This window comes from Enterococcus sp. (genome assembly GCF_022711995.1).
Lineage (GTDB): Bacteria > Bacillota > Bacilli > Lactobacillales > Enterococcaceae > Enterococcus_D.
The window spans coordinates 1-11,587 of the sequence record NZ_JALAHI010000047.1 but is presented as its reverse complement, the minus strand read 5'-3'; the positions used below and the strand labels follow the sequence as shown (position 1 = coordinate 11,587).

Here is an 11,587-nt window from a genome sequence, read left to right as displayed (position 1 = left end):
GTCTTATTCTATGTTACATGTATTATACCATTACGAATCGGAAAGAATGAAAGCTTTGGAAGAAAAGTGGATTAAAAGCGATTATTCAGGGATTTCGTCATCCACACTGTTGTCTATTCCTTGAAACTGGCTTATCAATACAAAAAGTGAGATCACATCTCGAGCTCTCTGATATACAGACAACGATGAACAGCTATGCTCATCTAACAAAAAAGAGATCTCTGCTGAAAAATTCCCGAGCTACCTTCGTTTCTAAATATATGGTCAGAAGGATGGTCAAAAAACAAAAAAAGAGCTAGAACCCTTATCAAAAAGGAATTCTAGCTCATAATAATTAGAAATAATTATTTAACTGTTACTGAAGCGCCAACTTCTTCTAAAGCAGCTTTCAATGCTTCAGCTTCGTCTTTAGAGATGCCTTCTTTAACTGCTGAAGGAGCTCCGTCAACTACAGCTTTAGCTTCTTTCAAGCCTAGGCCAGTTGCTTCACGAACTGCTTTGATAACTTTAACTTTTTGGTCGCCAGCTGCAGTCAATTCTACAGTGAATTCAGTTTGTTCTTCAGCAGCACCAGCGTCGCCAGCTCCACCAGCTACAGCTACAGGAGCAGCAGCAGATACGCCAAATTCTTCTTCGATAGCTTTAATTAAGTCGTTTAATTCTAAGATTGTCGCGCCTTTTAGCTCTTCGACAATGTTTTCAATGTTCAATGCCATTTTGTTTTCCTCCATTTAATTAAATAGTTTAGTTTATAGTGTGATTATGCGGCAATTAAGCTGCATCTTCTTCTTTTTCGGCCACTGCTTTGACAGCGTAAGCCACGTTGCGGATAGGTGCTTGTAGCACAGATAGCAACATTGAAAGAAGTCCTTCGCGGTTTGGCAATTTTGCCAAAGCTGTGATTTCTTCCAAAGAAGAAACTTTGCCTTCGATGATACCGCCTTTGATTTCTAATGCTTTAGCCTCTTTAGCAAAATCATTCATGATTTTTGCAGGTGCGACAACGTCTTCGTTACTGAATGCTACGGCAGTTGGGCCAGTGAATACTTCACCAAGACCTTCTAGACCAGCTTGTTCAGCAGCACGTGAAAGGATAGAATTTTTGATAACTTTCATTTCAACGTTTGCGTCGCGTAATTGTTTACGTAGACGAGTTACTTCGTCAACAGTCAATCCACGGTAGTCAACGACTACTACAGATGCGGCTGCTTTGAATTTTTCACTCACTTCATCCACAATTGCGGCTTTTTTAGCGATAGCTGCTTCACTCATTTTAAATTTCACCTCCTGATTTTGATGGAAGAGTTTCAAGAAAACAATACTGTTCTCATTTGTCTTTATCGAGAGATAAACACAAAAAAACTCTATGCCACCGTAGACATAGAGGGACTATTGAAGTTTCTCAATAAACGTCCTCGGTAGGAAATTAAGACTTGCGTCACCTACTGTCTTCGGTACAGTTAAACTTTTAACCTTGACTACCTTACCATAGATAAGGCAGCCAAGTCAATAAAAGTTTTAATTTTTTCTATTCAAATTAGAAAGAAGCTTGATCTACATGGATACCAGGTCCGAAAGTTGTCGTTACAGAAATGTTTTTCATGTATTGACCTTTCGCTGCAGATGGTTTTGCTTTTACTAAAGTTTCGTGGATCGTTTTGAAGTTTTCGATTAATTTATCGTCTTCAAATGAAACTTTACCAATTGGTACATGGATGTTACCAGCTTTGTCAACACGGTAAGTTACTTTACCAGCTTTTACTTCGTTAACAGCTTTTGTTACGTCCATTGTAACTGTACCAGTTTTAGGGTTTGGCATTAAACCTTTAGGGCCTAAAACACGACCAAGTTTACCAACAGTTGCCATCATATCCGGTGTTGCAACAACAACATCAAAGTCAAACCATCCGCCTTGGATTTTTTGAACCATGTCGTCGTCTCCAACGAAATCAGCACCAGCTGCTTCTGCTTCTTTGGCTTTTTCACCTTTCGCAAAAACTAAAACTGTTTGAGTTTTACCAGTACCGTTTGGTAATACGACCGCACCACGGATTTGTTGGTCCGCTTTTTTAGGATCGACATTTAGTTTGTAAGCAACTTCAACCGTTGCGTCGAATTTTGCAATATTTGTTTCTTTTGCCAAAGCTACTGCTTCTTCAACTGAATAAGCTTTTGTAGCGTCAACTTTTTTCAATGCTTCTTGCATTTTTTTGCTTTTTTTAGCCATTTTGTTTCCTCCTTGATGTGGTTATAACGGTAGAACCTCCCACGTGTCCCATATTTTTCAATATAGAGCCGACTGAGAAGCTACTTCCTTAGGGTCTGTAAAAATTATTCTACAGTAATCCCCATGCTTCGTGCAGTTCCTTCAACCATGCGCATAGCTGCTTCAACGTCAGCTGCGTTTAGGTCTTCCATTTTCAATTCAGCGATTTCTTTTACTTGATCGCGTGAAACTTTAGCAACTTTGTTTTTGTTAGGTTCGCCTGAACCTTTTTCAACGTTTGCTGCTTTTTTCAACAATACTGCTGCTGGTGGTGTTTTTGTAACGAATGTGAATGAACGGTCTTCGTATACAGAGATCACTACTGGAATGATCAAACCTGCTTGATCAGCTGTACGTGCATTGAATTCTTTAGTGAATCCCATGATATTGATACCCGCTTGACCTAGCGCAGGACCTACTGGCGGAGCTGGTGTTGCTTTACCTGCAGGAATTTGCAATTTAACGATTTTTTCTACTTTTTTTGCCACGAGACATACCTCCTTGAGTCCGTGATGTGGTTAATTGGAGATCCAAATTTCTCCTCCCACTTTAGTGAATCATGTGCGCACACAAAAAACGTGTGAATAATGCACACTGAAATATTATAGCATCTCAAAAGAAATTTGCAAGAAGTCTTTTCACTTTTTTTTACTTTTTACAGTCAAATTTTCTAAAATACCAAAAAGATTAAAAAAATCCCATACTGCTATTCTCATTGCCCTATTTCCCCTTTTTTATGCTAAACTACATCTGGATTTCTCCCATCAATTACAATGAGGTGAATAGAATGGAACCTTTAAAATACCGTAGTGTCTTTGATATTATCGGGCCGATCATGGTTGGTCCTAGTAGTTCCCATACCGCAGGCGCTGCCCGAATCGGCAAAATCGTACGCAACATCTTTGGCGAACAGCCAGATAGTGTTGACATTCTTTTATATGAATCTTTTGCTAAAACCTATCGTGGTCATGGAACAGATATTGCCCTCGTTGGCGGGTTACTCGGCATGGAGCCAGATGACAATCGACTTGCCGATTCGTTAAAGATTGCCTACGAAAAAGGATTAGAAGTGTTATTTGTTCCTAAAAATGAAAAAGCGGAACATCCAAATATGGTGAAAATGATCTTGACCAAAGGAGAACGTAAAATGTCTGTCACCGGTATTTCCATCGGCGGCGGGAATATTCAAATTTCTGAATTGAATGGCTTCAAAATTTCATTGACTTTAGGCACCCCTACTTATGTGATCGTTCATCAAGACGTACCGGGAATGGTGGCTCAAGTCACCCACCTGCTTTCAGAGGCACAGATCAATATCGGTACAATGACCGTTACACGAGAAGCAAAGGGAGAAAAAGCCATCATGATCATTGAAGTCGATGAACGAAATGATCAATTGGCGCAACAAATCAAAGCACTGCCCCACGTTTATAGTGCGGCCTATTTCGATTAAAGGAGGCTTCATCATGTTTTATACGATTGAAGATCTTGTTCTTCAAAGCAAAAACTATTCATCGATTGCAGAGATGATGATCGCGATCGAATGCGAAAACTCAGGGCGTACTCGGGAACAAGTCATTGCACTGATGGATAAAAACTTAACAGTCATGGAACAATCCGTTGCTGAAGGGGTTGCTGGTGTGACCTCCGTAACTGGACTCACCGGTGGCGATGCCACACGGATGAATGAGTATATCCAAGCGGGAGATTTTTTAAGTGGTGAGACGATCTTACAAGCGGTTCAAAACGCGATTGCTGTCAATGAAGTCAATGCCAAAATGGGATTGATTTGTGCCACTCCTACGGCTGGTAGTGCCGGTGTTGTCTCTGGTGTGCTGATGGCTGTTCGCGATCGATTGCAGTTGTCCCGTTCACAACAAATCGATTTTCTCTTTACCGCTGGAGCCTTTGGACTAGTCATTGCCAACAATGCCTCGATATCCGGAGCAGAAGGCGGTTGTCAGGCGGAAGTTGGTTCTGCCAGCGCTATGGCAGCAGCTGCTCTTGTCTGTGCCAAAGGCGGCAGTAGCCATCAAGCGGCTCAAGCAGTAGCCATTACATTAAAGAATATGATGGGGTTGATTTGCGATCCTGTTGCCGGATTGGTTGAAGTTCCCTGTGTGAAACGAAATGCCCTCGGTTCTTCACAAGCCTTTATTTCAGCTGATATGGCATTAGCAGGAATCGAAAGTGTGATCCCTCCAGATGAAGTCGTCCATGCGATGTATCAAGTCGGACGCCAAATGCCAAGCATTTTTAAAGAAACAGCAGAAGGTGGATTGGCCACAACCCCGACAGCGCAACGTCTGCAGGCGCAAATTTTGGACGCAGCCGAACACTAAAAAATCTGCTTTACTAAATAAACGATCCAAAAGATGGCGAGCTGTTTTTCAGCGCACATACGCAAAACAACTCGCCCAATCTTTCGGATCGTTCTATTTTTTTATGTTGCCGTTTCCTTAATCTTCCCACAAGAAAGCAGCAATCTCTTCGTCTACTTCTTGATTTTCATGCAATTGGCTATGTTGTGACTGCGATCCTTCAATAATTTTCTCAGTCACAGAATAGCCGTTTGCTGTCAATAAGTGGTTAATCGCTAAGGCACTGGTGGTGGGTACAGTTCCATCCGATAAATCTTCATCTGACAATTGTCCGGCAATCAGTTCAATAGAAAGCGGATGATTGCTTTCCTTGATCAGTCCTTGAAATTCCTGATAACGAGGAGATGTTTCTGTCGGTCCCTTCGATAGTAAATCAGCCACCGTCTGCTGCGAACTTGTATCAATAAATTCATTGAAAGGTGCCCCGATCGCTATAAATTTAGCTACTTTAGGGAGTGCCGGATCGATCCCATCCGTCGTACTCATTTCTCCAAAGGTCGTGAGGTAGCGAAAACCACTGACCCCTCCCATGGAATGTCCCACTAAATTGACTTGATCTACCCCGGCCTTTTTCAAATAAAGCAACGCTTGTCTGATCCACTCCGCTTGATTCCATTCATTATTTTGATTATCTGCAAACAACACTTGAATCGTCGGATTTACCGCTTCTTTTGAAAGCTGTCCTTCCGTCGAAATCGTTCCATCTGGTGAAATCGTCAGAACCATTTCATTACTGACCCAATCTTTTTGAGCAAAGCGCTGTAACATACCACCAAAGGATGCCGGTCCTCCTTGATAGCCATGAACAAAAAGTGTTGGTGTCGTTGTTTTCTGAATAGTTTCCGTTACTGACGTTTCTGTGGAAGCAGTCGTTTCCTGTTGCTGCTGAGAACTTTGTGGGGCTGCAGCATCGGTATGCGCTGTCCCTTGACAGCCGCTAAGAAAAAGAACCAAACAAAGAAAGAGCCATTTTTTCATTTTTCGTCCCTCCAAATTGGGTTCTAGTATAATCCCTTTTGAAAGAAGAAACAAGTCACAGCTGATCCTTTCTAAAAAGTGTCACTCTTCCGCTGTTACTTGTTGCGCTGCTGTCTCTTTTTTGCGTTTTTTCTTGTCTTTTTTGTTTAAAGAGAGGGTAGCAACTTGCTGGAAAAAATCGAGTAATGGAATGATCATCATGGCTACTAAACCTCCAGAAAATCCGTTATTATAAAGATTTAACCCGCCATGCAGAACGTCGATATTCAACACCATCGAGGTATGGATGAAGCCCACGATCATCCCTCCTTTCCAGCCATAAGCATTGGTCACAGCACAGAGCATCATGGCAAAAATCGCTGCGGTCACTGTTACGGTTTCGGTGATCGCATAGATATTTAACATATTTGCTAATAGGACACCCGCAAACAATGGCAGTGCATTAAAGACATGGGCACCACAAGCTGAGAAACCAATAACACAAAACATCGCCCCCACGATGGGTCCATTGAGGCTGACACCTATCATGCTTACGTAGCTCATCAACAAAATCCCCATCAATCCCATATTGATCATCGTATTGTAGACGCCGCTTTCCCGTAAAATATCATACTCGATTTGACCGCTATGAGACCAAATGGCTCGCATATTCAATCGCTTGCGTTTAATAGCCATCACCAAGCCATAAACGATCATCAGCAATGACAGCGACACCATTAAAAAGACCAGCGGAAGATTCGGGCTTTGGGATACGATGGTTCGCAATTCGATATCAAACCCAAACATACGACAGATGCCTGCCACCATCGTACAGATCATGCCTGATGTAAATCCGGCACTATAGATACTTACTTTTTTGAATAATGCTTGAAAATGAAGCGCTAATGGGACCATGATCAAGCCAGTCAAGATACCAATCGGATAACCGATAAACAGACCAAAATAAGTAAAAGATTCATTGAATGCAAAAAAACTAACGATAGGTGAAACAGAAGAACCATACAAAGCAATCAGAAGATATTTCTTGAGGGGTTGATTCATTAAATAAGAATAAAGACGGACACCTAAAAAGATAGGGATGAAGTTGAAGAGATTTTTACCAAAGAAACCATATCCCGTCACCATGAACACAGCAGATATCATTCCTCCAGTTACTGGCACACGATAATGATAACAGATGATAATTGCCACAAATGTCATCACCGTTGCGTTGAATAACCCGCCGCCCACAGAAGTCAATGCTACATAATCTGTCACTAAATGGCTTTCTGAAAACATGATTTGCAGGAATTCACTTGGCAACTTTTGGGGCTGCATAAAGATTAGTGCCGCAAGCAGCAAAAACAGATTAAAGGCAAACAGCAAGCTGTAGCCATTATGTACAGAAATCACGCCTCTTTTTTCCTGATGATTCTCGAAAAGGCGTCGTTGTTGGAGTGATGCAAGAATTTTTCTCATAGGACCCCCTTTTATATAAAACGCTTTCTTTCGTCGAGATAAAAACAGCGGGCCAAAAAATGGTCCGCTATCACTCTCTTATATAATATATCTTACACGATTTTGACAAAAAACACTACTGTTTTATCATTAGATTTTATCTACTTGCTCAAAATCTAATTCGGTACTTGTTTCCCGACCAAACATATCGATATTGACTTTTAATTTTTGTTTTTCTTCGTCGATCTCGGCAACTTGACCTTCCAGTCCAGAAAAGGCACCTTCGATGATCTTGACTGTTTCCCCCAGTTCAACTTCTAATTCAACGGTTCGCGTACTCATACCAATTGAACGCAAGATAGAGTTGATTTCTTCTTGTAAAAGCGGCGCTGGTTTACTTCCTGCTCCATGAGAGCCGACAAACCCAGTAACCCCTGGTGTATTACGTACGACATACCATGATTGATCCGTCATGACCATTTCAACTAAGACATAACCGGGAAATGTTTTGTGAACGATCTCTTTCTTTTTCCCATTCTTTTCTTCTGTTTCAACTTCTTCTGGTACGACAACACGAAAAATAAAATCGCCCATCCCCATGCTTTGTGCCCGTGATTCCAAGTTTGCTTTTACTTTGTTTTCATAGCCGGAATACGTATGCAAGACATACCAATTTTTTTCAAAAGATTCCATTGTATTCGGTCTCCCTATCTTTTTGTAAAATAAAAAAACCTCAGTTGCCCCGAAGTTTTTCCTCAAAACGATTATACCACGATTTGTTTGGCTTGACTAGTTGCTGATCATCAAGACCTGCTTATTTCAAAATCAAGTCAAAAACGGTTTGGATCAGTGTATCCATCACGAAAAACATCACTGCGAAGATGATAGTTGTTTGGATCACAACTAAAGTATCTCTGCGTAATTGCTTTCTTGATGGCCAAGAAACATTTTTCATTTCAGCGAAAACATTCTTCATAAAGTTCATCAACGTTCCTCCTTATTTCGTTTCACGATGCAATGTGTATTGGTTGCAGTATTTGCAAAATTTGTTGATTTCAAGGCGATCGCCTTTTTTTCCTTCACTGACTGATTTCGAATAGTTGCGGGATCCGCAGACAGAACAAGCCAAAGCTGCTTTTTTTGTTGCCATTTCTGATGTCCTCCCCCTTCATACAAAGTTTTCCAAAGTTAAAAATACCATTTTTCAGCGAAAGTGTCAATTTTAGATTTTGTTACGCAAAAATATAGTTTCTGCTGATTTTATGGTATGATAGAGAGGTGAATTGGGTATTTGGGAGGGAAATATGATGTTACTAAAAACGATGGTTTACAAAAAACGCGACTTAACCACGATCAAAGAAACAGCCACTTTAGAAGAAGCCTTGGAAATTTTAGAAGAATCCGGCTATCGCTGTGTACCGATCTTAGATGAATCCGGCAAAATCTTCCGAGGAAACATCTATAAAATGCATATCTATCGTCACAAATCGAATGGTGGGGATATGTCATTGCCAGTGACATACCTACTAAAAAATGCGACAAAATTTATTTATGTCAATTCTTCATTCTTTAAAGTATTTTTCACGATCAAAGAATTGCCATACATTGCAGTTTTAGATGAAAACAATGAGTTTTATGGGATTTTGACCCACAGTTCATTATTGAATATGCTGTCACAATCTTGGAATGTCGAGCAAGGAAGCTATGTGCTGACTATTGCTTCAACTGGTACACAAGGCGATCTTGCGATCATCACTAAGATCATCGCTAAGTATAGCAGTATTGCCAGCTGTATTACATTGGACATCGGCAAAGATGAATTTATCCGCCGGACATTGATTACTTTGCCAGCAAATACTTCAAAAGAACTTTGCGATAAAATCATTTATCAGTTAGAAGCCAAGAACTTCAAAGTCGTTGAAATTGAAGATTTGAATGCAGAGTAATAAAAAGATCATTTCTACCAGAATACTACGGTAGAAATGATCTTTATTTGTTTTTTGAGAACCATCAAAGCAAAAAACAAGTTATTGGTTAGAATCGCTTATCGAAGCGAACTCCTGCATTCACGATATACATCAAAGGCGCTGTGATTGTCATAATGATCAACTCACTTAGTGCTGTTGTACCAAAAGTCGCCCAAAATGGTAATGCTAAAGTCAGATGCAGCATAATAGCAATCAAGAACATACTTAATGAAAAGAAAATCGTATTAAGTGCTAAACGAACAAAAACATTCGGTATCTTCTTTTGTAATAAGGCCATTACTGATAATGCCAGCAACGTTTGCCCCCCACCGAAGACAACATCCAGAATCCCCATACCAAAAAATAAATTGTATAGGACAACTCCGCCAAAAACACCCCACATTAGCTTTCTATTAAAGACTACCAGATGATTCAGTCCTTCTGAGACACGAAACTGAATCGCTCCAGACGCTACTGGGGCTACTAATACTGTCACTGCAACATACAGTGCCATGATCAAGCCATTGGCAACGATCACTCGTAACCGTTGGTTTGATAAAGTGGATGATTTATCCATTTGATCCCTTCTTTCTCCGAGTTTTGATTACGCGGGATGGTTGATGAACCGCGATGCGCTATGCACAGTCCTATATTATACAGAAGATTACTGATTTAGCAAGCTTTCTAATAGGTTTAATTAAAATCGGTTTCTCTTTACCTCACTTTAGTGAAATCATGAGAATGTTTTGTGAACGAATCTTTTAAAATCAATGAAAACAGATGGCTTTTGAAACTTTTTCTAATTTTCCTCTTCAACCTCACCCCTTTTCCCTGAGCCTTCACTCTTCCATAATAAGATTTAAAATCGCACGAGAAGCGCCATGATCATTATTTGATAGTGTTTTTACATCTGAACACTCGATTACTTCTTGAGGGGAGTTCCCCATAGAAACACCGATACCTGCTAACATTAACATTGGAACATCGTTATAGTTATCTCCAATAGCCATCGTTGCTGTTAGAGGTATTTGGTAATAGTCCGCCAATTCTCTTAGGGCCTTATCTTTTGAAACTTCGTGATTGGTTACCTCAAGATAATTCTCTTTTGATAAATAGAAGGCACAGGTAGGCAAATGAAATTTCTCACACTCTTCTTTTAATGCCCTAATTTCTTGTGGTGTTCCAATCAACAATAATTTATGAATGGGTAAGGTTTTCTCCATTAACAACAACTGCAAGTCTTGTATCTTTGGCTTTATTTTTGTTATGTCCGATTCAATTTTAGCCCATTGATCCAATTCATCCACATACCATTCCGCACCTGAGTATAGATTGATCGAAATTGCTTTGAATGTTGTTTTGATGATATCAAGCAATAGAAGCACTTCATCATAAGCCAACTCATGGCTAAAAATAGATTTGCTGGTAGAATATTCCGCGTTTTCCAAAATTAGTGCACCGTTATAACAAGCAATAGGAAAATCTAAAATATCCAGCTCCTTAGCAATGTCGTACATTCCTTTAGGTGATCTGGCAGATGATAGAACAAAAGGGATCTTTTTAGCTTTTAGTTGTTGAATAGCTGAAAGAAGCTTAGTATCCACCAAGTGATTATCATCGAGAATCGTTCCATCAATATCACTCATGACCAATTTAATTTTTTGCTTCATAAATTTTCTCTCCTTCGCACTTAATAGAAGATGCTTAAATCTTCTTGACGATTGAATGCAGTGGATTTTTAATCAATGATAAAGTATGCGTCAACCAACGTACTTGCTTTGTATGGTGCCCTTATGTCCATCTTGTCCATTTCTGCAAGTCATATTTTGGTAGGCAAATTTTTCGAGACCAGTTTTTTACTCTGGCATCTTCTTGATCAGCAAAGTTTATCGCGCCATTCTTTAATCCAGCAGTTCAAACATCAGCAACATCAAAACGAATTGAAACAATCGACTTGCTTTCATTCAAAAATAATCAAAACGATTTTTAGGGTAAACTCACCACCTAATAAATGAAAATCCATTGTGTCCTTTGTACTTAATCTAATCGCATTGTCTAACGAATGGGAATAGAAAGTCAATCGTTATCAATAAATAAAGGATTTCCTAGCTTTAGTTTAGTTGTTTTTCAAGAGAAGATTTTCTATCATGAATCGGGCAACCATGAAAGCAAACATTTTTGTTCACTTCTATGGTATATGAACTAAAAGAAACAAACGAATTCTCCGGTATTAACTGAATCACTCGTTTGTTTCTATTTTTTGAAATCGATCTTTTGTGAATTCTTTTTTAGTATATCTTTTGTTGCCTATTTTAAATCATTAAACTTGTCCTGATACGTAGCAATATTTACGACAAATTCGACAACTTGCTGATTTTCGTTATACAAAATAACCGATCTATTTACCCCATAGCAAACGAATGAGTGATGCTCCATCAGCTAGCTCACTTCCAACTTTTTTTTAGCCATTTCGATAATTTTTCTGTCTGCTATTAATACTATCGGTGCACTGTCTAAATATTCCTCTGTAGTATTTTTGGCCATTACTGGTAATATAT

General features: G+C 39.6%; 14 protein-coding genes and 1 other annotated feature. Of the genes, 3 read left to right on the top strand and 11 right to left on the bottom strand.

From position 1 onward, the window contains the following. Window positions 1-344 precede the first annotated feature (344 nt). The 4 genes from rplL to rplK form a co-directional block, all read right to left on the bottom strand. Window positions 345-716, bottom strand: a complete 372-nt coding sequence (gene rplL, locus Q0A12_RS04520; protein WP_003127081.1) for a 50S ribosomal protein L7/L12 — start codon at window positions 714-716, stop codon at window positions 345-347. Between the two features lie 55 nt (window positions 717-771). After that, on the bottom strand, window positions 772-1,272 hold the full coding sequence (gene rplJ / locus Q0A12_RS04515) for a 50S ribosomal protein L10 (RefSeq protein WP_003127079.1): 501 nt from the start codon (window positions 1,270-1,272) through the stop codon (window positions 772-774). Between the two features lie 74 nt (window positions 1,273-1,346). Then, window positions 1,347-1,473 (bottom strand) — a sequence feature (ribosomal protein L10 leader region). Window positions 1,474-1,537: 64 nt separating this feature from the next. Further along, window positions 1,538-2,227 (bottom strand): 50S ribosomal protein L1, encoded by a 690-nt coding sequence (gene rplA / locus Q0A12_RS04510; RefSeq protein WP_291291479.1) that lies wholly within the window; start codon window positions 2,225-2,227, stop codon window positions 1,538-1,540. Window positions 2,228-2,331: 104 nt separating this feature from the next. After that, window positions 2,332-2,754: a 50S ribosomal protein L11 gene (gene rplK, locus Q0A12_RS04505; RefSeq protein ID WP_003127077.1), complete on the bottom strand. Its 423-nt coding sequence runs from the start codon at window positions 2,752-2,754 to the stop codon at window positions 2,332-2,334. 299 nt (window positions 2,755-3,053) lie between these two features. Between rplK and sdaAB the strand changes: the two genes are divergently transcribed. Further along, window positions 3,054-3,719, top strand: a complete 666-nt coding sequence (gene sdaAB / locus Q0A12_RS04500) for an L-serine ammonia-lyase, iron-sulfur-dependent subunit beta (RefSeq protein ID WP_291291478.1) — start codon at window positions 3,054-3,056, stop codon at window positions 3,717-3,719. Between the two features lie 13 nt (window positions 3,720-3,732). Beyond that, window positions 3,733-4,608 (top strand): L-serine ammonia-lyase, iron-sulfur-dependent, subunit alpha, encoded by an 876-nt coding sequence (gene sdaAA / locus Q0A12_RS04495; protein ID WP_291291477.1) that lies wholly within the window; start codon window positions 3,733-3,735, stop codon window positions 4,606-4,608. Between the two features lie 117 nt (window positions 4,609-4,725). Here sdaAA and Q0A12_RS04490 read toward each other — a convergent pair whose 3' ends face one another. The 5 genes from Q0A12_RS04490 to rpmG form a co-directional block, all read right to left on the bottom strand. Then, on the bottom strand, window positions 4,726-5,625 hold the full coding sequence (locus Q0A12_RS04490) for an alpha/beta fold hydrolase (protein ID WP_291291476.1): 900 nt from the start codon (window positions 5,623-5,625) through the stop codon (window positions 4,726-4,728). Between the two features lie 81 nt (window positions 5,626-5,706). Then, complete coding sequence (locus tag Q0A12_RS04485; protein ID WP_291291475.1) at window positions 5,707-7,083, bottom strand: DUF1576 domain-containing protein; 1,377 nt, start codon at window positions 7,081-7,083, stop codon at window positions 5,707-5,709. Window positions 7,084-7,212: 129 nt separating this feature from the next. After that, window positions 7,213-7,755: a transcription termination/antitermination protein NusG gene (nusG, locus tag Q0A12_RS04480; RefSeq protein WP_291291474.1), complete on the bottom strand. Its 543-nt coding sequence runs from the start codon at window positions 7,753-7,755 to the stop codon at window positions 7,213-7,215. Between the two features lie 121 nt (window positions 7,756-7,876). Beyond that, window positions 7,877-8,047, bottom strand: a complete 171-nt coding sequence (gene secE / locus Q0A12_RS04475) for a preprotein translocase subunit SecE (RefSeq protein WP_291291473.1) — start codon at window positions 8,045-8,047, stop codon at window positions 7,877-7,879. Between the two features lie 12 nt (window positions 8,048-8,059). Beyond that, entirely contained in the window at window positions 8,060-8,212 is a 153-nt protein-coding gene (gene rpmG / locus Q0A12_RS04470) for a 50S ribosomal protein L33 (protein WP_005472365.1), read from the bottom strand. 157 nt (window positions 8,213-8,369) lie between these two features. Between rpmG and cbpA the strand changes: the two genes are divergently transcribed. Continuing rightward, on the top strand, window positions 8,370-9,008 hold the full coding sequence (gene cbpA / locus Q0A12_RS04465) for a cyclic di-AMP binding protein CbpA (protein WP_291291472.1): 639 nt from the start codon (window positions 8,370-8,372) through the stop codon (window positions 9,006-9,008). A gap of 88 nt (window positions 9,009-9,096) precedes the next feature. Here cbpA and Q0A12_RS04460 read toward each other — a convergent pair whose 3' ends face one another. Together Q0A12_RS04460 and Q0A12_RS04455 are read right to left on the bottom strand one after the other, a co-directional pair. Beyond that, window positions 9,097-9,606 (bottom strand): QueT transporter family protein, encoded by a 510-nt coding sequence (locus Q0A12_RS04460; protein ID WP_291291471.1) that lies wholly within the window; start codon window positions 9,604-9,606, stop codon window positions 9,097-9,099. Between the two features lie 262 nt (window positions 9,607-9,868). Next, complete coding sequence (locus tag Q0A12_RS04455) at window positions 9,869-10,699, bottom strand: Cof-type HAD-IIB family hydrolase (protein ID WP_291291470.1); 831 nt, start codon at window positions 10,697-10,699, stop codon at window positions 9,869-9,871. Window positions 10,700-11,587 lie beyond the last annotated feature (888 nt).

Excerpts from the sequence above, each read along its gene's own strand:
- Q0A12_RS04490 (WP_291291476.1), bottom strand. The coding sequence starts at position 5,625 with ATGAAAAAATGGCTCTTTCTTTGTTTGGTTCTTTTTCTTAGCGGCTGT.
- sdaAB (WP_291291478.1), top strand. The coding sequence starts at position 3,054 with ATGGAACCTTTAAAATACCGTAGTGTCTTTGATATTATCGGGCCGATC.
- cbpA (WP_291291472.1), top strand. The coding sequence starts at position 8,370 with ATGTTACTAAAAACGATGGTTTACAAAAAACGCGACTTAACCACGATC.
- sdaAA (WP_291291477.1), top strand. The coding sequence starts at position 3,733 with ATGTTTTATACGATTGAAGATCTTGTTCTTCAAAGCAAAAACTATTCA.
- rplL (WP_003127081.1), bottom strand. The coding sequence starts at position 716 with ATGGCATTGAACATTGAAAACATTGTCGAAGAGCTAAAAGGCGCGACA.
- rpmG (WP_005472365.1), bottom strand. The coding sequence starts at position 8,212 with ATGGCAACAAAAAAAGCAGCTTTGGCTTGTTCTGTCTGCGGATCCCGC.
- secE (WP_291291473.1), bottom strand. The coding sequence starts at position 8,047 with ATGAACTTTATGAAGAATGTTTTCGCTGAAATGAAAAATGTTTCTTGG.
- rplJ (WP_003127079.1), bottom strand. The coding sequence starts at position 1,272 with ATGAGTGAAGCAGCTATCGCTAAAAAAGCCGCAATTGTGGATGAAGTG.
- Q0A12_RS04485 (WP_291291475.1), bottom strand. The coding sequence starts at position 7,083 with ATGAGAAAAATTCTTGCATCACTCCAACAACGACGCCTTTTCGAGAAT.
- nusG (WP_291291474.1), bottom strand. The coding sequence starts at position 7,755 with ATGGAATCTTTTGAAAAAAATTGGTATGTCTTGCATACGTATTCCGGC.
- rplA (WP_291291479.1), bottom strand. The coding sequence starts at position 2,227 with ATGGCTAAAAAAAGCAAAAAAATGCAAGAAGCATTGAAAAAAGTTGAC.
- Q0A12_RS04455 (WP_291291470.1), bottom strand. The coding sequence starts at position 10,699 with ATGAAGCAAAAAATTAAATTGGTCATGAGTGATATTGATGGAACGATT.
- Q0A12_RS04460 (WP_291291471.1), bottom strand. The coding sequence starts at position 9,606 with ATGGATAAATCATCCACTTTATCAAACCAACGGTTACGAGTGATCGTT.